Source organism: Mesorhizobium sp. SP-1A, assembly GCF_032460275.1.
In the GTDB taxonomy this organism is placed as follows: Bacteria; Pseudomonadota; Alphaproteobacteria; order Rhizobiales; family Rhizobiaceae; genus Mesorhizobium.
In genome coordinates this window covers 62,786-86,596 of record NZ_JAVXZD010000008.1, presented here as the reverse complement: position 1 = coordinate 86,596, position 23,811 = coordinate 62,786, and the positions used below count along the sequence as shown (strand labels likewise).

Genomic DNA, 23,811 nt, shown 5'->3' with positions numbered 1-23,811 from the left:
CCCATCCCCAACACTCGCGCAAGGTTCGGCCGGCTGGAGCCATCCGGTAGGACGATGGCGCGCGCCTTCATCACAGGAGAACCTTCCATGGCGCACGACGATCCCTTCACGATCGACCTTTTTGGCAATACCGCCCCTTCATCGGGGCTTGGCTTAGGCGTGACTGCCTTTGCCGGCGACTTCACGGTCGAGACCGGTGATGGCGACGATCCCGAGTCGCCGGCGCCGGCGCCCGTTGTTGCGGGCTTGGCCGTTGGACGCGCCGCTTCTTCCGTGCGCCGAATGCCGGGTGCAAATTTCCATCTGGTCGGCGATCGTCTCCTGGCAAAGGGCTGGAGGGATCGCGCGCGCGATAACATCGAGGCTATTCGACTGGCGGCCGAGATCGAGGCCGCGGATCGGCCGGCCACTATCGAGGAACAGACGCGCCTCGTCCGCTTCACCGGCTTCGGCGCTTCCGATCTCGCCAACGGTGTCTTTCGCCGGCTCGGCGAGATCGAATTCCGCAGGAGCTGGGAAAAGATCGGCGCTGATCTGCAGGACGCCGTCAGTGAGGACGACTACGCTTCGCTCGCCCGCTGCACGCAATATGCCCATTTCACACCTGAGTTCATCGTCCGCGCGATGTGGGCGGGGCTTCAGCGTCTCGGCTGGCGCGGCGGCCGAGTGCTGGAGCCCGGCATCGGCACGGCCCTGTTTCCGGCGCTGATGCCGGAAGCTTTGCGCGACATCTCCCATGTGTCGGGGGTCGAGCTCGATCCGTCCACGGCGCGCATCGCCCGACTGCTCCAGCCCCGGGCGCGGATCATTGCCGGCGACTTCGCCCGCACCGACCTGCCGGCGAATTTCGATCTCGCCATCGGCAATCCGCCCTTCTCCGATCGCACGGTGCGTTCGGACCGCGCCTATCGTTCGCTCAGCTTGCGCCTGCACGACTATTTCCTGGCGCGGTCTGTCGACCTTTTGAAACCTGGCGCGCTCGCCGCTTTCGTGACGAGCTCGGGCACTCTCGATAAGGCCGATGCCACGGCGCGCGAGCACATCGCGAAGTCGGCCGATTTGATCGCGGCTATTCGCCTGCCCAAGGGCAGTTTCCGGGCTGACGCCGGCACTGATGTCGTCGTCGACATTCTCTTCTTTCGCAAGCGCAAGGTTGCCGAGCCGGAAGGCGATCTCGCCTGGCTCGACCTCGATGAAGCGCCGGTCGCGACTGAGGAGGAGGGCGCCATTCGCATCAATCGATGGTTGGCGCGGCATCCGGATTTCGTGCTCGGAACGCATGCGCTGACCTCCGGACCCTTCGGCGAAACCTATACATGCCTGCCGCGCGCCGGCGTGGATCTCACCGCAGCACTCAATGCCGCCGTCCATTTCCTTCCGGAAGCCCTCTATGACGGCGAGCCCGGTGAAATCGACTTCGATCGTGATGAAGCCAACGATCTGGACGATGCCGATCTTCCCGCGGGGCCGCATGTCCGGGAGGGGAGCTTCTTCGTCCAAAATGCCTGCGGCCTGATGCAAGTCATCGATGGCGCGCCCGTCTCTGTCCACGTGCGCAAGGGACGCGGCGCCGAGGGCATCCCAGAAAAACACGCCCGCATCATCCGCAAGCTAATCCCGATCCGGGACGCGGTGCGCGAGGTGCTGAAATGCCAGGAACTTGATCGACCCTGGAAGAATGCGCAGGTTCGCCTGCGGATCGCCTGGTCGAGCTTCGTGCGCGACTTCGGCCCGATCAATCACACGACAGTCTCGGTCACGGACGACCAGGAGGCCGGCGAGGTCCGCGACACGCATCGCCGCCCGAACATCCAGCCCTTCCTCGACGATCCGGACTGCTGGCTCGTCGCCTCGATAGAGAACTACGATCTCGACACTGACACGGCGAAGCCCGGACCGATTTTTTCCGAGCGCGTGATCGCGCCCCCAGCAACACCCGTCATCACCTCGGCCGCCGATGCGCTTGCCGTAGTGCTCAACGAACGCGGCCGCGTCGATCTCGAACACGTTGCCGAGCTGCTTCATCACGATGTTACAGGCATCATTGCCGAACTAGGTGATGCCATCTTCCTGGACCCGGGCAACGGGTCATGGCAGACGGCGGATGCTTATCTCTCGGGTCCCGTGCGAGACAAGCTGAAGGTGGCGGAAGCTGCCGCTGCGCTTGATGCAACGTTCGTGCGCAATGTCCGCGCGCTCTCTGAGGTACAGCCGACCGATCTCGGTCCCTCCGAAATCACGGCACGGCTCGGCGCGCCGTGGATCCCGGCCGCCGATGTCGTCGCCTTCGTCAACGAGACAATGGGTGCCGAAATCCGCATCCATCATATGCCCGAACTCGCCTCATGGACGGTGGAGGGGCGTCAGCTCGGCTGGACGGCCGCCGGCACGTCGGAGTGGGGCACGGATCGACGCCATGCCGGGGAGTTGCTCGCCGATGCGCTGAACAGTCGTGTGCCCCAGATCTTCGATACCGTGAAGGACGGCCAAGCCGAGCGCCGTGTGCTCAACGTCGTCGACACCGAGGCGGCCAAGGAGAAGCTGCACAAGATCAAGGCCGCGTTTCAAGGCTGGGTCTGGTCGGATCCTGATCGCACCGATCGTCTGGCACGGGTCTACAACGACCGCTTCAACAATATCGCGCCGCGAAAATTCGACGGCTCCCATCTGAAACTTCCGGGCGCCTCAGGCGCCTTCGTTCTTTATGACCACCAGAAGCGGGGCATCTGGCGCATCATCGCGGCCGGCACGACCTATCTCGCGCACGCCGTTGGTGCCGGCAAGACGATGACGGTTGCCGCCGCCATCATGGAGCAGCGCCGGCTCGGTCTGATCGCCAAGGCGATGCTCGTCGTTCCCGGCCACTGCCTGGCGCAGGCGGCGCGCGAGTTCCTGGCGCTCTATCCATCCGCCCGCATCCTCGTTGCCGACGAGACCAACTTTACGAAGGAGAAACGGGCACGCTTCCTGTCGCGCGCCGCGACGGCCACCTGGGATGCCATCATCATCACGCATTCGGCGTTCCGCTTCATTGGCGTGCCGTCCGCCTTCGAACAGCAGATGGTTCATGACGAGCTCGAGCTGTTCGAGACCCTGCTCACCAAGGTCGAAAGCGAGGATCGCGTCTCACGCAAGCGCCTCGAACGCCTGAAGGAAGGTCTCAAGGAGCGGCTGGAGGCGCTCGCGACGCGCAAGGACGATCTGCTCACCATCGCCGAGATCGGCGTCGACCAGATCATCGTCGACGAGGCGCAGGAGTTCAGGAAGCTCTCTTTCGCAACCAACATGTCGACGCTAAAGGGTGTCGATCCGAATGGCTCGCAGCGTGCCTGGGACCTCTATGTGAAGTCGCGCTTTATCGAGACCAAGAACCCGGGCCGTGCGCTCGTGCTGGCTTCCGGCACACCGATCACCAACACACTCGGCGAAATGTTCTCGGTGCAGCGTCTCATGGACCATGAGGCCCTGATGCAACGCGGTCTCCATGAGTTCGACGCTTGGGCATCGACCTTTGGCGACACCACGACCGAGCTCGAACTGCAACCTTCGGGCAGATACAAGCCGGTCAGCCGCTTTGCCAGCTTCGTCAACGTGCCTGAGCTGATTGCGATGTTCAGGTCTTTCGCCGACGTCGTGTTGCCGGAAGACCTGCGCCAACATGTGAAGGTGCCGGCGCTCTCGACCGGCCGGCGCCAGATCGTCACAGCCAAGCCGACCGCCGCCTTCAAACGCTATCAGCTTCAGCTCGACGTCCGCATCAAGGCGATCGAGGAGCGAAATCGTCCAGCGGAGTCCGGTGACGACATCCTGCTGTCCGTCATCACCGATGGCCGCCATGCAGCGATCGATCTGCGCTTGGTTGATGCGGACAACGACAATGAGCCCGACAACAAGCTCAACATGTTGATCGACACCGCCTTCCGCGTCTGGCGCGAGACGGCGGCGCAAAATTATGCCCAGCCGGACGGCAAGCCCTACGAGCTGCCCGGCGCCGCGCAGATGATCTTTTCCGATCTGGGCACAATCAGCGTCGAGAAGACCAGGGGCTTTTCCGCCTATCGCTGGATCAGGGATGAGCTCGTCCGGCGCGGCGTGCCGTCCTGCGAAATCGCCTTCATGCAGGACTACAAAAAGTCGGATGCGAAGCAACGCCTGTTCGGCGATGTTCGCGCTGGCAGGATTCGATTCCTGCTTGGCTCATCCGAGACCATGGGTACCGGCGTCAACGCGCAGCTTCGCCTGAAGGCGCTCCATCATCTCGATGTGCCGTGGCTTCCATCGCAGATCGAGCAGCGCGAGGGCCGGATCGTGCGCCAGGGCAACCAGCATGACGAGGTCGACATCTACGCCTACGCGACCGAGGGTTCGCTCGACGCCACGATGTGGCAGAACAACGAGCGCAAGGCTCGCTTCATCGCGGCCGCGCTTTCCGGGGACACCTCGATCCGGCGACTCGAAGATCTCGGCGAGGGACAAGCGAACCAGTTTGCCATGGCGAAGGCCATTGCATCGGGCGACCAGCGGCTGATGCAGAAGGCGGGCCTCGAAGCTGACATCGCGCGGCTCGAGCGCCTGTGCGCTGCCCATATCGACGATCAGCATGCGGTGCGTCGCCAGATCCGCGATGCGGAGCGCGACATCGACATCTCGACGCGTCGCATCGCGGAAATCGGCCAGGACATCGAACGCCTTGTTCCTACTACCGGCGATGCCTTTGCGATGAGCGTCACTGACATAGCCTATGCCGGGCGCAAGGAGGCAGGCAGGGCTCTGATGAAGGGAATCCTCACCCTCGTTCAGTTGCAGCAGGAAGGAGGGGTGCGTCTCGCATCCATCGGCGGTTTCGATCTCGAGTATTCCGGCGAGCGCTTCGGCGAGGATGGGTATCGCTACCAGACGCTGCTCAAGCGCACCGGCGCCGGTTATGAGATCGACCTTCCTGTAACGGTTACGCCGCTTGGGGCTGTGTCCCGCGTAGAGCATGCCCTGGGCGATTTCGAGGGCGAACGTCTACGCCATCGCCGCCGGCTGGAGGAAGCTCGTCGGCGGCTCGCATCCTACCGCTCGCACGAGGCTGGAACCTTCTCCTTTGCTGACGAACTTGCCGAAAAGCGCCAACAGCTGCGCGAGGTCGGGGAAGCGCTCGCCGCCGAGGCGCTCGAGGTTGCGAAAGCACCTTGACCCAAGCCGCCTTCACCACCGAGATTATCCGAGACGTTCCCACCTATGGGCCGCCCCTTCGCGGCCCATTTTTGTTTCGGGAAAATCATGCAGCCGCAAGATCGTCAATGATCTGCTGGATCACGGCGCGAATCTGCGGCGTGGTCATGCCGTCGTGAAGTCCGGAGTAGGTTCGCGACGAACCATTCCAAATGCTTCCCTTGGTCACGAGCATGATCTGGCCATTCAGCAATCGCAAAACCGGGCGTGCGTCTTCCGGCAGTTCCCGCTCATATCCGCGATCATCGACGAAATAGCCGTCTTCATAGGCGGCACGCCCGACATACTTCCCTCGACCGACTTCGATTGCTTCCTCCTGACGCCGCAGCGTGCTTCTTTCGCGATCTTTCTGGTTCGAGCCCGAGGGCTCCAGATCGTCCAACTCGAGCATCAGGAAGGATTCCGCGGGATCGGATGCAATGCGCTCCAGAACCAGCCGGCGCGGTTTGACTACGACGGTGGTCCCAGTGAAGATGCCGAATTCGATGCAGCCCGGTTCCCTTCCATGCGAGACGGAAAGGAAGTCGAAACCGCCGCCTTTTGGCAGGTGTGCATGATTTTTGTTCGATCCCATGAATGGGTCGAGCCTGCTCACGATATCGTCGACGTGCTGCCATGACAGCGTGGCGTCTCCGCTATGCGTGATCTGGTCGACTTTCGAGATCCACTCCGATCGCGAGCGCTTATGGAAATCTGATTTGGGCATTGGCGATTGCGTCCTTGTGTTGGAGGCAGGCGCCTTCGACCGCTGCGTTGGGCCTTGCGGCGAGAGCGCATGCTTTGCGTGGGTGAAATTCTGGTAGCCGGCAAGGACCGCAGCCTCATTGAGCGCTACCGTGTGCTTGACTGACTTCTCGGACGCAATCTTCTTGGCGAGGCGCTTGATGCCTTCGATTGACGAAGGCCTGACCGACCTGGTCGACATGCCGATTCTCCGGCTCTTCGCGAAGTGTCGCCCGCTCCACTCCCGAGCCCGAACCAGACATGGCCGGGTGGGTTTTGTTGGCCAGTGCTGCTTGCAGCTTTGCGATGTCGGGCGTCAGGCTCCTGGCGAGTGCCAGCAACCAATTTGGACGCTCGAAAATGCTCTGGCAAGGGGACGGCGCAAGGATTTTTGGATCGCCAGCCCGGCGAAGAAGAGGAGAAGAGCGAAAAGCAGGAAAGCAAAAATCGCTCGCAGATCGGGCAGGCCGCTGACGCTAGCGCTCAACCGCGCCGCTCGCGATCCCGGCCCGTCGTCCTGCGCAGGGCTGTTAGCCCCGCTGGGCCGGTCCAGGCAGGGATGCTCGGCCGCAGTTGCTCCGACCCGCCCGCTCCGCGGGCCCGGGGAATGTCTTCGGGACAGAAGACGAAAAAGGACCGGTGAAAGGCCGTGTCCGCAATCCCAAAGGAGCATCTCGATGGAAATCAAGCTGATCGATCCGCGCGCCCTCGTCGACAACCCCGACAAGGCCCGGCGTACCAAATCCAGTCCCCAGTCCGACGCGCTGCTGCTGGCCACTATCCGGGCCGTCGGCATCGTGCAGCCGCCGCTCGTTGCGCCGCAGATCGATGGCGGCAATGGCTTCGTCATCCAGCACGGCCATCGGCGTGTGAAGCAGGCCATCACCGCCGGCCTCGAGCAAATAGCCGTGCTCGTCGGTGAGGCGGAAGCCGACGGTGGCGCCATGCGTTCGATGGTCGAAAACATCGCCCGCGAAAATCTCAACCCGGTCGACCAGTGGCGTGCCATCGAGAGGCTCGTCGCGCTCGGCTGGACCGAGGAGGCGATCGCGGTCGCGCTGACGCTACCCGTGCGCCAGATCAAGAAGCTGCGATTGCTTGCCAATGTATTGCCGGCGATGCTGGATCACATGGCCAAGGGCGACATGCCCGACGAGAGGCAGCTCCGAACCATCGCGGCCGCCTCGCTCGAGGATCAGAAGGAGGTCTGGAAGGCGCACAAGCCAACCAAGGGCGATCCGCAGGTCTCCTGGTGGACCGTCGCCAACGGCCTCGCTAAGACCCGCATGTATGCCCGCGACGCCAGCTTCGGCGACGAGCTCGCCCAGGCGTATGGCATTGCCTGGGTTGAGGACCTGTTCGCCCCGGCCGACCAGGACAGCCGCTACACTACCGATGTGGAGGCTTTCCTCGGCGCTCAGCAGGAATGGATGACCCAGAACTTGCCCAAGAAGGGCGCCGTCGCCGAGGCGAACAGCTGGGGCGAGGTCAAGCTCCCGCCTAAGGCGGAGCGGGTCTACGGCACGCCCAAGAAGTCGGACCACACCGCGATGTATCTCGATCGCGAGGGCAAGGTGAGGACGGTCCACTTCCGCATGCCCGAAGCGAAGAAGGTCAAGGGCACGGATGGCGCTGGTGGCGATGACGAGGCGCTCGTCGTCTCGAAGCCGCGTCCCGACGTGACACGCAAGGGCATCGAGATGATCGGCGACCTGCGCACCGATGCCCTGCATGAGGCCCTGTCTCGCGCGCCCATCGAGGACGACACCCTGCTCGCACTGCTTGTCCTCGCCATGGCAGGCCAGAATGTGCGTGTTGATTCCGGCGCCGGCGGCGATTTCCGCTTCGGTGGACGCTTCGGTCGCCATGCAGCAAGCCTGTTCGACGCCGAAAGCAGGTTCGCCTTCGACATCGACACGCTGCGCATCGCCGCCCGCGGTGTGCTGATCGACGTGCTGTCCTGCCGCGAAAATGTCAGCAAATCAGGCATCGTGGCGCTCGTCGCCGGCTCGGCCGTCGGCGCCGACAGCTTCCTCGCCAATATGGGCACGGAGGATTTCTTGTCCTGCCTGTCGCGTCCGGCGCTCGAAGCCTCGTGTGTCGACACGCCGGTGCTGCCGCGAGCGCGGGTGAAGGATACCCGCGCCTCACTCGTCGAGCACTTCAAGGAAGGTCACTTCGTCCATCCCGCGGCCCACTTCTCGCCGGCGCAACCCGCGCTCGTCGAGTGGCTGGCAAGGAGCGCTGTCACCGAGGCCGACGACGATGCGCCTGACGACGGCGACGTGACCGCCGAGGAACAGGAGGCCGGTGGCAACGCCAGCGATGCGGTCGACGAAGCCTATCGCGAGGCGGCCGAGTAGGGCGCCGCTTTTCGCACGCTTTGCCGCCGCCGGTCATACCGGCGGCGGTTTCGTTTAAGCTTGATCCGACGAGGATATCATGTCAGCGCACACCATCTTCGAACATGCTCCCATCGGAGCCATCGTCGCCTGGTCCAACGGAACGCAGCGTCCGCCGGAACGGCGTTCCAGGAAGCTGGCCGCCTGGAAGAACGACAACAGCCAGGGTCGCCTGATCAGCAAACAGGGCGGTCACGACATCGGTAAGCTGGGCGGCGGCAGCTTCACCATGCACGAGGCGGATTTCGGTGGCGGCGTCGTCGTTGCCATACGCGTCCACCGGACGTTTTCCGTGGGTTCCCGCCTGTGCTTCGCGATCGTAGAGAGGCCGCCAATCGGCTCGGTTCGCGTCTTGGACGGTGCCGGTGACCATGCCGAGCTCGTCCATCTCGCACCGCACCGCGCTGCAGCCGAACAATGGCTGTCGCAGCATGGCCATCCAAAGGCCGTGCTGGACGAAGTCACGGCTGACGAAGCGGCCGCCGACGCTATTGAGGGGAGGACGGCGGCATGATCCGGATGCTCTCCTCCTCGTCTTCGCGACCCGCAATCTCGGGTTCGTCCGGACCTTCGTTCGGCTGCAGCGCCGACGGAATGTCGGTCGCCCTTGTCGGCGAAACCGCCTATGCGATGGCCCCGGGCCGCAACGGTCGGCACTATCTCGTCAGCGGCTGGCGCATCGCCCGCCCGATGGCCGAATGGACCCGTGAGGATTTCTACGGCCACGCCGGAGAGCTTGCGGACCAGGAGGCTTTCCGAGCGCAGGTCCTCGATCAAGCCGAGCACCAACGTCAGAAGCGCGAGCTGTGCCGGCTCGAGATTGGCGGCAGTGTTAATACGCCCTGGGGCGTGTCGCAGGGCGGAACCCTCTATGCCGAGGGCATCACAGCATATTCGACCGCGGGGCATGGCGGCTTCAGGCTCTCGGCCGGGCGGAACCGCAAGGTGCATCCAATGCTGCGTTCCGCAGGCGGATGTTACGAAGAGGATGCCGAATGGGCGATCGTCGCCATCACCTTCCCGCATTTGTTCACTGCGTTCGAGAGCCGCGGCGCCGAGCAGACTGTCAGGTATAGCTGGCCGGACGCGTGGGAGGCGATTTTCGGCACCATTCTCGAGCCCAGCGAATCTCGAGAGAAGGACCGCCGCGCCTTCGAGGCCAAACATGCGAACGACTGGGTCGTGATTTCGGCAATCACGTCCGACCATGAGAAGGGGTACGTGGAATGCATCGCGACCCCGGGTGGCAAGCGCGGCGCCGGCACCGAAGAGCGGCGTTTCCTTGTCCCGGTCGAGGAATACGAAATCGGCCGGTTCGGCTTCGTGATCGATCCCGAGCGCCATAGAATCTATGCCGGACCGTCCAATTTCGTCGGCTGGCAGGGAAGGTGTTCGCCATGATAATCCCGCCAGAGTTCCGCCGGCAACTCACCCGCATGGACGAGGCACGGCGGCAGACGCAGCGGCAGCTGGATATGATCGACCGACAGATCACGCGCCGCATGACGGCGCTGATCCCCGACCTGCTGCCGCGTCGTAGGCACTATCGTGGCGGGAAGGCGTCCGATCCCGGCGCGTTCATCGAGCGCTATCGCTCCCAACTTGCGGCACTGACCGCTGAGCGACAGCCGGAGATCGACGCCCTTTCGCGCAGGCTGGCGCGGGAGGATCGCGCGATCGCCAGCTTCCTCGAAAGGCACAGCAACGATGCCGCTGTCAGCGAGCAAGCCTCATGATGTCGGCGGTCAAGTCGAGAGCGGCCGATGCTGTCGATGTCGCTGCAGACGGCGCGGTATAGAGCGGCCATTGTTCTGACGCTGATCGAGGGGAATTCTAGCGGTCTGGTGCATCGATGGTCAGTTGGTCACGGCCACCCGTCATTCCGGTTCCGTGTCTGAAGTCAGGCCCTTGCCGGTCCTCTCTCGGGCTTCATGCGGTCCTGAACCGGCGGCCGTTCGCTTCAAGGCCGCGTTCCGCGCCGCGGGCGGCCGGATCGCTCCGGTCTCGCAATGGCAGGCCCGCGTCCCGCGCGAGGGCTGAAAAGGCCCTGCTTGGCCGCAAGCCTGCCATGCTCGCCTCGGTCCGCCCGGACCCTGAAGCGCCCGTCATTCCGCCGGTTCTTATTGGTCCGCGCCCAAGGGAGGGCCGGCACGGGGCCGGTCCGAGCTTCGGACCGAAAGAAAGGACAAGCCATGACCAAGAAAGCTGCCAATTCCCGCTCCGGCGCCCGCGTAGTCCCACTCCGCAAGGGGACCAACCTGCAAATGGTCCGGCTCGCCTGCCCGGATGCCGCCCAGTGCTCCCTCATTTCCGAGAGCTTCGGCCTGCCAGTCCTTGACAGCGATGGCATCCGCGACCTGCACGAAAAGCTCATCGTCAACACAGCCGCAGCCCTCGACGAGGGGTTGGGCGAACGTGCCATGCAGATCCACCTGCAGCGCATCGTCGGATCCTTTGTCGGTTCGGCCTACGGGGCCGGCCAATTCTACAGCCGGACAGTCTCGGAGGCCCGCGACGCTACGGCCAAGGCCGCCTGCGATGACCGCAACGAGGACATTGACGGACCCGTAGGCTTCGACAGCGCCGCGCAGCGCAAGCGCGAGTTCGCCGCTGACATGGCGCTCCAGGCGCACGCACTCAGCATGGCCGCCGAGGGAGCCGTCGCCGCCTACGAGCACGTCGTCGGCGAGGCCTGGAAGCCATTCGAGCGCGCAGTCGAGAATCCCGGCCAGAACGTCGACCGTAAAGCGGCCGAGCTGCAGATAGCGGCGCTCGGATAGGGCTCAGAGGGCGGAGCTTCAGCTCCGCCCTCCTTCATCGCCAGCGTGACTGTTCGCGATCGGTCGCGAGGACTGTGCGGGCCTATCCCATCTTCATGGGGCCGAACATGCCGCTTTCCACCATCGCCATGTAGATCTTTTTCATGGCGAGGGCCGCGTGCTGGCTGACGAAGAGGGATGACCTGCTGCCATGCGGCGCTCCCAGCAGATAGGGCCGCATCGTCTCCCAGTTCTCGGCCCGTGACGACCACCTCCAGACGGGGAGTTCCTGCTCCAGCATCAAGGGGACGGCGAGCGACTTCGGCACCATCTTCCCTGGCTCCAGGGGAGTGGACCATTCGCAACGGACCAGCACCGGCTGGGTCCCGGTGTTGTAGAAGGGCACATCGATCAGCTCGGCCGTGATCGACGCGCGCGGATGGTGCGGTAACTGGTCGGCCGAGTTGATAACCTCTTGTCCATTAACATAGGGGCAGGTGAGAAACCCATGCGCGAAACAAACCGTATGGTCGAGACCGCGATAGCCGCAGCGATCGCTGGGATAGGTCTCGGGATTCCGGTCGTCGTGATTCGACACCAGCGGATGCCAGCTTGGATAGCCTTCGACGACCGGTCCGCATTCCTCGATCAATTCGAGCAGCGCCGCCTCGCTTCTGGCGCGTTCGGCGGGGGTGAAGTTCCTTGAGACCAGGTAGCTTCTGGCGCGTTCGTATCCGTTCGCCGCAGCCTCGTCCGCCCTGAATGCCATGTCGTTTGTACTCCCAGTCTCTCACACGATATATAGGTATCGCGCATGAAATGTCAATTTCATGCGGAACGCATCAAGGTCATGCGATGTTTCAGGGTGACCGCAGCTTTTCGTGACAGGGGACCGACGATGCGGCAGCCTGGTTTCGCTTACCTAGCCGATCCGGACATTGGCTCCCGGCGCGGTCCAATCCCGCTCTCTCGTGATGGCTTTCCTGGCGCGGCCGCGGATCTTCCACGATCAACCCGCAAGGGGGTCCGCTAGCAAGCTGCGGCCGCTTGGCTGACGCCTGCGCGGTGATCGCGCCCGCCGCCGCACACTGACGGAGCCATCGAGCGGGAATTGGCCCGCTCCAAGATGGAGCCCCCAGATGTCTCACGATCTCACCCTCGCCCAGAAGGCCGCCTGGAACCTCGCCCTAACCCTCATGGCTCCGGTGATCCTCTTCCAAGTCGACGACGAATTCGGCGTTATCCCCGCCGATGAGCTCGACGACGCCGATGTCGAAATCCTCTTCGAATACGATCCCTACAGCGGCGGTCGGTCGGTTCATTGAACCGGCCTTCTCCCACCGCATCGAGGCGGCGCTTCCGCGCCGCCTTCTCTCTTTCTAGCGTCCGCTCGCGTCCCCGTCCTGCCCGTGGTCCTGGCGGAGCCAGGCAATCAGCGCAACGGCTTCGCCGTCCTCCGCTGCCGCTACGGCCCATGATCACCCCATCGTGTAGGCACGACGGTGGCCCCGATCGGGTGCGCTGCCCGCCTTCCTACTCCGCCATGGCGGACCCCGTGACGGGGCCGCGATCGGCGCGGCCTCCAGCATCGGAGGTTCATAAAATGAGCAGGAAAGAAAATGGATCGCGCACAGACATCTATGCGCGCATCACAGACCGCATCGTGGCCGAGCTGGAAAAGGGCGTCCGCCCCTGGATGCAGCCGTGGCATTCCACCAATGCCATTGGTCGGGTAACCCGGCCGCTAAGACACAACGGCCAGCCCTATAGTGGCATGAACGTGCTGCTCTTGTGGTCGGAAGCGATCGCGCGCGGCTATACCGCTCCGATCTGGATGACATTCAAGCAGGCGCTGGAAGTCGGCGGCGCCGTGCGCAAGGGCGAGACCGGCTCCATGGTCGTTTTCGCCAGCCGCTTCACCAAAACCGAAACCGATGCTCGCGGTGAGGAGTTCGACCGCGAAATCCCGTTCCTGAAAGCCTACACCGCTTTCAACGTCGCGCAGATCGATGGTTTGCCGGATCACTATTACGCCCGGGCCGAGCCGGTCCGCGATCCGGTCGAGCGGATCGCGCGCGCCGACCGGTTCTTCGCCAACACCGGCGCCGTGATCCGGCATGGAGGCGACAAGGCTTTCTTCAGTCCCGGAGGAGATTTCATTCAGATGCCGCCCTTCGCGACTTTTCGCGATGCGGCGTCTTACGTCGCGGTCTTGAGCCATGAAGCGACGCACTGGACAGCTGCTCCCCATCGCGTAAACCGTGATCTTTCGCGATACGGCAAAGATCGAAGCGAGCGAGCACGCGAGGAATTGATCGCTGAGCTCGGAAGCTGCTTCCTCTGTGCGGATCTTTGTATCGTTCCCGAACTTGAGCCCCGGCCAGATCATGCGTCCTACCTCGACTCCTGGCTATCGGTGCTTGCCGGCGACAAGCGGGCGATCTTTCAGGCCGCCGCGCACGCGCAGCGGGCCGTTGCCTATCTGCATGATCTTCAGCCGGCGACCGCCGACGAGCGGGAGGCGGCGTGATGGCCATTCTCTCCTCCCCCTGGACGCTGGGCTTGCTTTTCGCGGTAGGGTAGAGGCCGACCGAGGTCCATCCTGCGACCGCATTGGTCCGAATATACGGCTGGTCATATTGACAGCCACATAGGTGGGCACAGGGTCATGTCGCTCAGATGTACGTGGGCCTTTCGTTTCGGGGGCAGTTCATCCGGCCTGAGCCTGGACGCAGACCGCGAGGTTGGCGTGGCGGGCTCTTTGTTCCCTAGAACCCGCCAGCCAGTCAGCCCGCCGGGCTCGGGAGGCGGTTGGGGTTCCCGACCCGGCGGGTATTGCTTCTGGAATGAGCTGCGTCACGGCGGCAAAGTCGAGCGCCCGGGGGCAAGTGCCGGACCGGACCGACCGTTTGCTGATCATGCCCGCTCGGCGATCAAGCGTGACGGTTCGGCCCCCATGCCGTCGATCGAGCACCTTGACAGTCCTTTGTAGCAATCGCTCAACCGAAGAGCCGAAAGGATGATCGACGAGCCTATCGTCCCTCAGCATGGACCTTCGCGGTACGCGGCGACGAAACGAACCATATCGCGAATTCGAACCGAGGCGCGGCGGTTGCTCGTTGCGCGCCGAGCAGCGGAGCGGACCCTTCCGCTCTCCAAGAAACCATCTCGATTGCCGTTCCATAGGCTGATCGATAACCCTGCGCGAAGCGGCAGGCGCGACGGGAAGCCAGATCGCGCCGTCATCCATCGTCAGGCGGCTGTGAAGGTATCGATGGGCGAGGTGCTCGTTGTGGTACCCTACCTCCTGGCACAGGCCGACCCTTCCGCGGGCTCGATGTGGCATGTCTGACCAGAGTGCGGCTACGCCTCGATCGGTCTTCCACAACGGCAGCCACCGATTTTCTTACCCCTGCCGGCTGCGCCGCCATTCCTCGCCAACTAACAAAAACGGCAGTTGCCGTCCTGCATTGCATTTCGGCCCTTACGGGTGCGGTCCGATCGCCTCCGGTCTTGTCGACAGCCATCGAGGCCGCGAAGGGCGCGGCTCGAAACAGGAAAGGAACTACACAATGGCTACCATCGGCACCTTCACCTCCACCGCCAACGGCTTCACCGGTGCGATCAAGACCCTCACCCTCAACGTCAAGGCTCGCCTCGAGCGCGTCGAAAACCCCTCGGACAAGGGCCCACACTTCCGCATCTTCTCGGGCGCCGTGGAACTGGGCGCCGCCTGGCAGAAGCACTCCGATCAGAGCGGCCGCGACTACCTCTCGGTCAAACTCGATGACCCGAGCTTCCCGGCCCCGATCTACGCCACACTGGTCGAAGTGGAGGGCGAGGAAGGCCTGCAGCTGATCTGGTCCCGGCCGAACCGGGACTGAAGTCCGGCCCAAAACGGCTCCGCCAACCGGCGGGGCCGTTCTCGCGTTTTGGTTTGACAGACATGACGGAGATCACGATGTCGATTTCAATCGAGCAGCAAATCGAGGAACTAAGGGCCGAGCGCATTAACGCGGTGGAGCGCGCCGGGCGTCGGCAGATCGAGGCCGAACTGGCGGCGGCAATTGCGGAACGTGATGCGCGGCTGTCAGGCGAGACCGACGAGCCTCCCCATTGAGGGAGGCTCTCAACCGGTTGAAGCACTGGCCTAACGCGATCGACCGGCACATCAAGCGACAGCCATGTGTCGCCTGCGACCCGAGACCGGGCGCATCAGCTTGCCAATAGATTGGCGGCCTCCATTCGACCGTTGGATGGCGAAAGGGGTTCGCCCCTGACTCCGGCTGGGTTTTTCCTGGAAAACAAACGTGACGCTGATAAAGAATCACGGAATGCTGATAGCTGTGTATGCTAGCCGCATGGCCTCAGAACGCTACGATATTGAAGGTGATAGCGACGGTACCTGGTCGGTGATCGACACCATGACCGGGCTTCCTTATGAGATCGGCGCTCTCGCCTTGGAAAGCATGCCTTTCTGGCTGGCACTCGACCTGGTCGGTTTTCTAAATGAGATGGATCGTCAGAGGAAGCGGCCCCACTAACATCTTAGGGAAGTGCCGGCATGTGCGCGCCTAAAGGTGGTCAGGGCACGTGCTCGCTGATCTCGGCAGTCGACGGCGATGTCTTCGGCCCCATCAACCAGGCGGGGCCGTTTCAGTGTGCCGAGAGTCAGACCTCGGCCGATAGCCGCGCATCTTCTTGGCGCGCAGCAGCTCGAGGAAAAGGTCTACCGCCTCGCCCTCATCGTCGAAGGAGTGTTGCACGATACGACCACGGGTCCCGATCCGACCCCATCTGCGGACGAGACAGGCCTTTCCAAACAGGGTCCCTTCGATCGACATTGCATAAAACCTGGCCATGTTACGGTGTGGATCCCGGCGTTCGACATAGAGCTTATATGGCTGCACGATCATGCCAGGCAGAATCGCGCACGCCCGCCTCAGCGTCCAATGAGAGATTTGAATCGCCGGCCTGGGATCGATTCATTCCGATGATGGGTCGTTCGCGGCCGTCGCCTGTTCCTGGCGATGGAAGCGGTTCTTGCCCATCACCGCCTTCATATCGGCACGACGAAACCAGATTGCACGGCCGCAGCGAAGCGGCGCGTTGCCGGCGGTGAAAACGATCTGGTCGTCGACGCGCATGCGCAGAACCTCGTGCGGCTGGATCAGCGCACGGGCGGCCAGCTGCTTCGAGCGTGTTCGCGACGTTCCCTTGGATTGGAAACTGCGGCTGACCTGGTCGATCTCGACCGTGGTCGTGCCGCAGCGTTTCGAGATGTAATCTGCCGTCTCGGGATCGTTGATGGCAGCGAACGAGATCCAGCTCGCGCTCTCGAACCATTTGCTCGTCGCATCGCGGCCGCCATAGGTTTCGCGCATCTGGCCGATCGACTGATAGATCATGGTGAGCGTGACGCCGTATTTGCGGCCGGCGTCGCGCGCCGTCTCCAGAATCCGCATGTAGCCGAGACGCGCGACCTCATCGAGCAGGAAGAGCGCCCTGCCCTCCACCCTGCCATCGCGATTGTAGATCGCGTTGAGGAAAGAGCCGATGATAACGCGCGCCAGACCAGAATGTGTCTCAAGCGTCTTCAGGTCGATGTTGATGAAGACGTCGACCGCACCAGTGGCCAGATCGTCGGTCGAGAAACTCGACCCCGAGACCAGCGCGGCGTAATTGGGGTAGGACAGCCAGTGCGTCTCCTTCACCGCATTGGCGTACACACCGGAAAATGTTTCCGGCGTCATGTTGACGAAGGCCGCGACGTTCTCCTTGACGAAGTCCGACTGCGAATTCGCATGGATCGTCTGCAGACGCTCGCGCAGTTTCGGTTCGGGCTCGGCGAGGTTTTTTCGGACCTGCCGCAACGTTTGATCTTTTCCTTCCGTGTGACCGGAGAGGCAGACATCGGCGATCAGCGCGGTGAGCAGCTGCAATCCGGATGCCCGGAAGAAGTCGTCGCGCACACCGCTGGCTCGCCCGCTGTCGCTCATGATCCACGACGCCACCGCGGCAATGTCCTCTTCCCTGGTTCCGCCGAAGCGGCCGATCCAGTCGAGGACATTGATGCCGGTCTCTGGGTGCTTCGGATCGAGGATATGCACGTCACGGCCCGCCCTGGCGCGATGCTCGAGCACCATCGGAGCGACCTCGTTCGAGGGATCGAGTACGACGAGCGTGCTCCCCCATTTGAGCGCGGTCGGGATCGTGACCGACGTCGTCTTGAAGCCGCCAGAGCCGGCGAAAACGATGCCGTGGGAGGAGCCGAGCGAGCCGTCGAAGCAGAGCAGCGGAGACTTACCGCCGGCCCCCCAGGTTGCGGTTTCATCGGCCCGAAACGACTGTGCGGCGACGTTGTCCTTGTCCACCCGATAGCGCTCGCCGATGACGATGCCGCCGGCGTCGGGAAACAGCTTTGCTGCATCGGTCAGTGTCATCCACTCCGCTTCGCCATGCAGCGCACGTTTGCCGCGAACACGCCGCGGCTCGGCCGTTGCGAGCGCCGCGTTGCCTTTCAGGGCGACACGCAATCCGAAGGCCGCCGTCATTGCCGCAGCACCTGCCCCCAACATCGTCGCGGGATCGAGATAGGAGAACAGCGGTGTACCATTGTCGATCTGGCCAGAGATCGCCATCAGGCGCTGTGCCTCGCGCGACATGGCGATCGCTATCGTCATGCCGCTCCCCGTCGTGACGCCCGCTCCGGCGAACTGGATGTTCGCCGATCCGGCGCAGGCGAACAGGAAGATGAGGCCGACCGCCGCCGCCGCGATGTAGGGCAGTGCTATGCCTGCGCGTCCGAGCGTTAGGTGTCCCGTCTCCGTCTTGCCGAACGTCGCAAGCCAATGCTCGATCCCCGTCATGCCGAAGACGATGACGCTCATCAGAGCGACGGGCACGACGACAAACGCCAGCCTATTCGCCGTCATGGCCAAAGGCCTCCACACCTTTTGCCGTGAGGCGCGACCGCTCGTCCGCGTCGCCCTTCAATCGCTGGCTGAGTTCGATCAGCGCGCCCAGAAGCAACGCGCGTTTCTCGTAGCGCAGCCCGGCTTTGACGATCAGCCCGCCAAGCTCGATCTTCTCCCGCGTATCCTTCTTGCGGGCATCGGAAGCGTTTGTGCGGTTCATCCGCTCAAGCCTCGCCAGCACCGCCCGCAGCCGCGCCAGACGCGACCGTCGGCGGCAAGCCGCCATCCCTCTTCTTTCCGGTCGTAACTCCCTGCCTGCCGCGAAACCGTTTCAGCAGGTCCTCGAAACCGGCCTGAAGGTCGACCTCGTCGATGTCGATCTCGCCCAACCCCGCCTTGAGCGCGATCCGTCCGATGCGCTCGGCCTCGCGCGTTTCGGCATGTTTTAGCTGCTCCTGGAGTCTGGCGATCTCTTCGCGGATTTTGGAGGAAGGCTTCTTCATTCCGATCGGTCCTCTCATGTCGTTCACGTGGTGGACGATCATGAAACTCCCTGAGATCGGCGTGCCGATCCACTAACAGAAATGCGAGTTGGCCTGGCCAAGGCCGCTGAGCATCATCCCGGCCGCTCGACGAGAGCGGCTTCCAAGGGCGCAATTATACGTCGCTGACGCGACGCCTTGCTTTCGGCCCGCCCTGGCCGCCGCTCCCGACGAACGCATTGGTCTCGTTGCAACCGGGAGTGATCTTCGCAGTGGTTGTTCCTCATTTCTCCGTCAGCATCGTCGCGCGCGGCTCGGGCCGCAGCGCCGTGCTGTCCGCGGCTTACCGCCACTGCGCGAAGATGAACTTCGAGCGCGAGGCCCGCTCGATCGACTATTCGCGCAAGCAAGGGCTTCTCCATGAGGAGTTCGTCATCCCAGCCGATGCGGCTGAATGGCTGCGGGAGATGATCGCCGATCGTTCGGTGGCGGGCGCCTCGGAGACTTTCTGGAACAGGGTCGAGGCGTTCGAGAATCGCGCCGATGCGCAGCTCGCCAAGGACGTGACCATCGCGCTTCCGATCGAGCTAACTGCTGAACAGAACATCGCCCTGATGCGGGACTTCGTGGCGCAGCACATCACCGCGAAGGGGATGGTCGCGGACTGGGTCTATCACGACGCGCCTGGCAATCCGCACGTGCATCTGATGACCACATTGCGGCCGCTCACCGAAAATGGCTTTGGCGCGAAGAAGATCGCGCTGGTCGGTCCGGACGGCAAGCCGATGCGCAACGATGTCGGCAAGATCGTGTATGAGCTGTGGGCCGGAGGCGCCGCCGACTTCAACGCCTTTCGTGACGGATGGTTCGCCTGCCAGAACAGGCATCTCGCGCTCGCCGGGCTCGACGTCCGTATCGATGGACGTTCCTACGAAAAGCAGGGGATCGTCCTCGAGCCGACGATCCATCTTGGCGTCGGCGCCAAGGCGATCGAGCGAAAATCATCTATTGGCGCCAAGCCCATCGCGCTGGAGCGGGTCGACCTGCAGGAAGAGCGCCGAGCAACAAACGAGCGTCGCATCCAGCGCTGCCCTGAAATCGTCCTGGAAATGATCACGCGCGAAAAGAGCGTGTTCGACGAACGCGATGTGGCGAAGATCCTGCATCGCTATGTCGACGATGCGGCACTGTTCCAGCAGCTGTTAGCGCGCATCCTGCAAAACCCGGAAACGCTGCGCCTCGATCGGGAGCGCATCGACTTTGTCACCGGCATCCGTGCGCCAGCGAAATACACGACGCGGGCGATGATCCGGCTCGAGGCCGAGATGGTCAGCCGCGCCGTCTGGCTGTCCGGCCGGGCCTCGCACGGCGTTCGGGAAACGGTGCTGGAGGCGACGTTCGCGCGGCATTCTCGGCTATCGGACGAGCAGAGAACGGCCATCAGCCACATTGCCGGTTGCGAGCGGATCGCCGCGGTCGTCGGCCGCGCCGGCGCGGGCAAGACCACGATGATGAAGGCCGCGCGCGAAATGTGGGAGACCGCGGGTTATCGCGTGGTCGGCGCGGCGCTTGCCGGCAAGGCGGCGGAGGGACTGGAGAAGGAAGCCGGCATCGCGTCGCGCACGCTGTCGTCATGGGAGCTTCGCTGGAGCGAGGACCGCAACCAGCTCGATGACAAGACGATCTTCGTTCTCGACGAGGCCGGCATGGTGTCGTCGCGCCAGCTCGCACTGTTCGTTGAGGCGGTGACGAAGGCTGGCGCCAAACTGGTCCTGGTCGGCGATCCCCAGCAGCTCCAGCCGATCGAGGCGGGTGCTGCTTTCCGGGCGATCGTTGATCGCATCGGCTATGCCGAGCTCGAAACAATCTATCGCCAGAACGAGCAATGGATGCGCGACGCCTCGCTTGGTCTGGCACGTGGCAAGGTTGGCGAGGCGATCGATGCCTATCGCGCCCACGGCCGGATGATGGGCAGCGAGCTGAAGGCGCAAGCGGTCGAAAGCCTCATCGCCGACTGGGATCGGGATTACGATCCGGCCAAGACCAGTCTGATCCTCGCGCACCTGCGCCGCGACGTGCGGATGCTGAACAGCATGGCCCGCGTGAAGCTGGCCGAACGTGGCCTCGTCGCCGAGGGTTTCGCCTTCAAGACCGAGGACGGGCCACGCAACTTCGCCGCCGGCGACAGGATAGTGTTCCTCAAGAACGAAGGTAGCCTCGGCGTCAAGAACGGCATGCTGGCCAAGGTCGTCGAAGCCACGACCGGCCGCATCATCGCCGAGATCGGTGAGGGTGAGCAACGCCGGCAGGTCGTCGTCGAGCAGCGCCTCTACGACAATGTCGACCACGGCTATGCGACGACGATCCACAAAGCCCAGGGCGCCACCGTCGATCGGGTGAAAGTGCTCGCTTCACTGTCTCTCGACCGGCACCTGACCTATGTCGCCATGACCCGCCACCGCGAGGATCTCGCCATCTACTACGGGCGCCGATCCTTCGCCAAGGCGGGCGGCCTCGTGTCCCTGCTGTCGCGCAGGAACGCCAAGGAGACGACGCTCGACTACGAGAGATCGCCTTTCTATCGCCAGGCGCTGCGCTTCGCCGAGGCCCGCGGTCTGCACCTCATGAAGGTCGCGCGCACGATTGCTCGCGACCGGCTGCAATGGACGATCCGGCAGAAGGGGAAGCTGACCGGTTTGGCCGCGCGCCTTGCGGCGATCGGCATCGCACTCGGCCCGGCGCGCAGCGGCAAGCAATCTGTTTCGAACACCATCAAGGGAGCAAAACCCATGGTTGCCGGCATCACGACTTTCGCCAAATCCGTCGAGCAGAGCGTGGAGGATAAGCTCGCCGCCGATCCCGGCCTAAAGAAGCAGTGGCAAGACGTCTCAGCCCGTTTTCAACTCGTCTATGCGCAGCCGGAAGCCGCGTTCGTCGCCGTCAATGTCGATGCGATGCTGAAGGACCGGAAGGTCGCCACTGCGACCATGGCGAAGATCGCGGCCGAGCCGGAAAGCTTCGGTGTGCTGAAGGGCAAGGCTGGCATCTTCGCCAGCAGCGCTGACAGGCAGGAACGTGATACCGCTCTCGTCAATGCGCCGGCGCTCGCCCGCAATCTCGAGCGCTATCTTCGCTCGCGCGCTGAAGCGGAGCGCAAGCACGAGACCGAGGAGCGCGCCGCCCGGCTGAAAATCTCGGTCGACATCCCTGCCCTCTCGCCAAGCGCAAAGCAGACGCTCGAACGGGGGCGTGATGCGATCGACCGCAACGATCTGCCGTCAGGCCTGGAACATGCGCTCGCCGACAAAATGGTGAAGGCCGAGCTCGAAGGATTTGCAAGGGCGGTCAGCGAACGTTTTGGCGAGCGCACCTTCCTTGGGGTTGCGGCGAAGGACGCGAACGGGCAGGCGTTCAGATCGGTCACGGTCGGCATGACTGATGGACAAAAGACCGAAGTCCAGACCGCGTGGAATTCGATGCGGGCTGCTCAGCAACTCTCGGCACATGAGCGCGCCGCCGAGGGGACCAAACAGGCCGAGGCCATGCGCCAGACGCAGGCGAAGGGGCTGTCCCTCAAATGACGGTTGCCGCCTCCAGCTCCGATTCGATTGCCCGCCAACAACGCGGGACCATTATTGCGATTGTCGCCGGACTGTCCCTGTCGCTCGGTATTTTTGCGGCAGGCGCCACGGCCGGCTTTCGCATCAACATGACGGCCAGCGAACCGCTGGGTCTCTGGCGCATTCGCCCGCTCGGTCGCCCGGTCTCGGTAGGCGATCTCGTCTTCATCTGTCCGCCGGTGACGCCGCAATTCGTCGAGGCGCTGGCGCGCGGCTATCTGCGACGTGGCTCGTGCCCGTCAGGCATTGCGCCGCTGATCAAGACCGTCGTCGCCATCGACGGACAGCGCGTCGAGATCGATAAGGATGTGCGCGTCGACGGCCGCCCCATCCCGAAATCCCGCGTCGAGAGAACGGACGGAAATGGGCGTGTGCTGCGCGCGTATTCGGGCGGGATCGTGCCAGCAGGCAATGTGTTTTTGCATTCTCCCTACACAGCGTCATGGGACTCCCGCTACTTCGGTCCGATCCCCGCGTCTGGTATCCTGGGCCAGGCGCAAGAGATGCTGACCTATGCGCCGTGATCTGGTCCGCTCGGTGCCGCTCGCCGCCGCGGCGGTCGCTGCCGGCTGGATCGGCTGGAGCGGCCATGTCCTGCTCCTGCCCGTCGCCCTCGCCTTCCCTTTTCTCTGGTCTCTGGCGCCGAGCCGGCCGACTGCGGCATTTATCGCGGCGGGTTACTTCCTGGCTGCATCGCGGGGACTGCCGCAGGGTGTCGCGGCCTTCTACGCGGCCGATTTCTGGCCCGGCCTGCTCCTTTGGTTTGCTGCATCGGCGAGCTTCGTCGCCGTTCACACCGCATTGTGTTCGCGGGAGAAAACCTGGCGCCCGGCGCGCTATCTCGCTGCCGCCATTCTCATGGCGCTTCCACCCTTCGGCATCACTGGGTGGGCGCATCCGATCACCACGGCGGGCGTGCTGTTCCCGGGATGGGGATGGCTCGGTCTTGCCGCCACGACAGCCGGCCTCATGGGCCTCGTTTCCCGATTGGGACCGGCTGTCATGGTTGTCCTGGCAGGTTTTTGGCTCTGGTCCGCCGCGTCATGGACAGAACCCAAACTACCCAAGACATGGCGTGGCGTCGACCTGGCAATGGGGGTTTCGCTCGGTCGGGAGGCAGGACTGCAGCGCCAGCGTGACCTGATTGCCACGGTGGGCAGCGCCGTGTCCGACGGTATCCCGACAATTGTCCTGCCGGAAAGCGCGCTCGGATTCTGGACGCCGACGGTCGAACGCCTCTGGGTCGGTGGCCTCGGCGACAGCAATGCCACAGTCATCGCGGGGGCCTCGCTGGTCGATGCCGACGGCTATGACAATATCCTTGTCGCGATCGACAAGGATGGCGGCCAGATACTCTATCGCGAGCGCATGCCGGTGCCCGGCGCGATGTGGCAGCCGTGGCGGTCCTGGCGGGGTGGCAGCGGCGGCGCCCGCGCGCATTTTTTCGCCAATCCGGTGGTCCAGATCGGATCAGCCAGGATCGCGCCGCTGATCTGCTACGAGCAGCTCATCGTCTGGCCTGTCCTGCAGTCGATGCTCGGAAAGCCCGACATCGTCGTCGCTGTCGGTAACGGCTGGTGGACGGCAGGCACATCCGTTGTCGCCATCCAGCGCGCGAGCGCGATTGCCTGGGCGAAGCTGTTCGACAAGCCTCTTGTCCTTTCCTTCAACACCTGAATCCGGAGCCG

At 63.6% G+C, this 23,811-nt stretch carries 20 protein-coding genes; 14 read left to right on the top strand and 6 right to left on the bottom strand.

Annotated features, from left to right (window positions below):
• The first annotated feature begins 87 nt into the window (after positions 1-87).
• On the top strand, positions 88-5,181 hold the full coding sequence (locus tag QU595_RS26110) for a DEAD/DEAH box helicase family protein (RefSeq protein WP_315927492.1): 5,094 nt from the start codon (positions 88-90) through the stop codon (positions 5,179-5,181).
• Positions 5,182-5,266: 85 nt separating this feature from the next.
• Here QU595_RS26110 and QU595_RS26105 read toward each other — a convergent pair whose 3' ends face one another.
• Positions 5,267-5,926, bottom strand: a complete 660-nt coding sequence (locus QU595_RS26105; RefSeq protein ID WP_315927490.1) for a hypothetical protein — start codon at positions 5,924-5,926, stop codon at positions 5,267-5,269.
• A 694-nt stretch (positions 5,927-6,620) separates the two neighbouring features.
• On the opposite strand from QU595_RS26105, the gene QU595_RS26100 reads away from it, so the two are divergent.
• From QU595_RS26100 to QU595_RS26080, 5 genes are all read left to right on the top strand, one after another.
• Complete coding sequence (locus QU595_RS26100; RefSeq protein ID WP_315927489.1) at positions 6,621-8,306, top strand: ParB N-terminal domain-containing protein; 1,686 nt, start codon at positions 6,621-6,623, stop codon at positions 8,304-8,306.
• A gap of 79 nt (positions 8,307-8,385) precedes the next feature.
• Positions 8,386-8,859 carry a hypothetical protein gene (locus QU595_RS26095; protein ID WP_315927487.1) on the top strand — a complete coding sequence of 158 codons (474 nt, stop codon included), beginning with the start codon at positions 8,386-8,388 and terminating at the stop codon, positions 8,857-8,859.
• Between the two features lie 5 nt (positions 8,860-8,864).
• Positions 8,865-9,746, top strand: a complete 882-nt coding sequence (locus QU595_RS26090; RefSeq protein ID WP_315927635.1) for a DUF7007 domain-containing protein — start codon at positions 8,865-8,867, stop codon at positions 9,744-9,746.
• Positions 9,743-10,081, top strand: a complete 339-nt coding sequence (locus QU595_RS26085; protein ID WP_315927485.1) for a hypothetical protein — start codon at positions 9,743-9,745, stop codon at positions 10,079-10,081. The genes QU595_RS26090 and QU595_RS26085 overlap by 4 nt, the downstream gene beginning before the upstream one ends.
• A 456-nt stretch (positions 10,082-10,537) precedes the next feature.
• On the top strand, positions 10,538-11,125 hold the full coding sequence (locus QU595_RS26080; RefSeq protein ID WP_315927483.1) for a hypothetical protein: 588 nt from the start codon (positions 10,538-10,540) through the stop codon (positions 11,123-11,125).
• An 82-nt stretch (positions 11,126-11,207) separates the two neighbouring features.
• Here QU595_RS26080 and QU595_RS26075 read toward each other — a convergent pair whose 3' ends face one another.
• On the bottom strand, positions 11,208-11,873 hold the full coding sequence (locus QU595_RS26075; protein ID WP_315927481.1) for a hypothetical protein: 666 nt from the start codon (positions 11,871-11,873) through the stop codon (positions 11,208-11,210).
• Between the two features lie 370 nt (positions 11,874-12,243).
• Here QU595_RS26075 and QU595_RS26070 point away from each other — a divergent pair, with 370 nt between their 5' ends.
• The 5 genes from QU595_RS26070 to QU595_RS26050 all read left to right on the top strand — a co-directional run bounded on the left by QU595_RS26070 (position 12,244) and on the right by QU595_RS26050 (position 15,648).
• Complete coding sequence (locus QU595_RS26070) at positions 12,244-12,429, top strand: hypothetical protein (RefSeq protein ID WP_315927479.1); 186 nt, start codon at positions 12,244-12,246, stop codon at positions 12,427-12,429.
• Positions 12,430-12,707: 278 nt separating this feature from the next.
• A complete protein-coding gene (locus tag QU595_RS26065; RefSeq protein ID WP_315927477.1) occupies positions 12,708-13,634 on the top strand; it encodes an ArdC family protein in 927 nt (308 codons plus the stop codon).
• A 1,042-nt stretch (positions 13,635-14,676) separates the two neighbouring features.
• The gene (locus QU595_RS26060) at positions 14,677-14,988 is read left to right on the top strand and encodes a DUF736 domain-containing protein (protein WP_315927475.1); all 312 of its coding nucleotides are present in this window, start codon (positions 14,677-14,679) and stop codon (positions 14,986-14,988) included.
• 77 nt (positions 14,989-15,065) lie between these two features.
• The gene (locus tag QU595_RS26055) at positions 15,066-15,224 is read left to right on the top strand and encodes a hypothetical protein (protein ID WP_315927473.1); all 159 of its coding nucleotides are present in this window, start codon (positions 15,066-15,068) and stop codon (positions 15,222-15,224) included.
• 190 nt (positions 15,225-15,414) lie between these two features.
• On the top strand, positions 15,415-15,648 hold the full coding sequence (locus tag QU595_RS26050) for a hypothetical protein (protein ID WP_315927471.1): 234 nt from the start codon (positions 15,415-15,417) through the stop codon (positions 15,646-15,648).
• Positions 15,649-15,741: 93 nt separating this feature from the next.
• Here the strand turns inward: QU595_RS26050 and QU595_RS26045 are convergent, their stop codons facing one another.
• The 4 genes from QU595_RS26045 to traC all read right to left on the bottom strand — a co-directional run bounded on the left by QU595_RS26045 (position 15,742) and on the right by traC (position 18,524).
• The gene (locus QU595_RS26045) at positions 15,742-16,020 is read right to left on the bottom strand and encodes a WGR domain-containing protein (protein ID WP_315927469.1); all 279 of its coding nucleotides are present in this window, start codon (positions 16,018-16,020) and stop codon (positions 15,742-15,744) included.
• 69 nt (positions 16,021-16,089) lie between these two features.
• On the bottom strand, positions 16,090-18,039 hold the full coding sequence (gene traG, locus QU595_RS26040) for a Ti-type conjugative transfer system protein TraG (protein WP_315927467.1): 1,950 nt from the start codon (positions 18,037-18,039) through the stop codon (positions 16,090-16,092).
• Entirely contained in the window at positions 18,026-18,241 is a 216-nt protein-coding gene (gene traD / locus QU595_RS26035) for a type IV conjugative transfer system coupling protein TraD (protein WP_315927465.1), read from the bottom strand. The genes traG and traD overlap by 14 nt, the downstream gene beginning before the upstream one ends.
• Positions 18,242-18,245: 4 nt before the next feature.
• Complete coding sequence (gene traC / locus QU595_RS26030; RefSeq protein WP_315927463.1) at positions 18,246-18,524, bottom strand: conjugal transfer protein TraC; 279 nt, start codon at positions 18,522-18,524, stop codon at positions 18,246-18,248.
• Between the two features lie 251 nt (positions 18,525-18,775).
• On the opposite strand from traC, the gene traA reads away from it, so the two are divergent.
• The 3 genes from traA to QU595_RS26015 are packed head-to-tail and all read left to right on the top strand — an operon-like array spanning position 18,776 to position 23,800.
• Positions 18,776-22,084 carry a Ti-type conjugative transfer relaxase TraA gene (gene traA, locus QU595_RS26025; protein WP_315927462.1) on the top strand — a complete coding sequence of 1,103 codons (3,309 nt, stop codon included), beginning with the start codon at positions 18,776-18,778 and terminating at the stop codon, positions 22,082-22,084.
• Positions 22,081-22,647: a conjugative transfer signal peptidase TraF gene (gene traF / locus QU595_RS26020; RefSeq protein WP_315927460.1), complete on the top strand. Its 567-nt coding sequence runs from the start codon at positions 22,081-22,083 to the stop codon at positions 22,645-22,647. Before traA ends, traF begins: the two co-directional genes overlap by 4 nt.
• Positions 22,637-23,800 carry a conjugal transfer protein TraB gene (locus QU595_RS26015; RefSeq protein WP_315927458.1) on the top strand — a complete coding sequence of 388 codons (1,164 nt, stop codon included), beginning with the start codon at positions 22,637-22,639 and terminating at the stop codon, positions 23,798-23,800. Before traF ends, QU595_RS26015 begins: the two co-directional genes overlap by 11 nt.
• Positions 23,801-23,811: the final 11 nt, after the last annotated feature.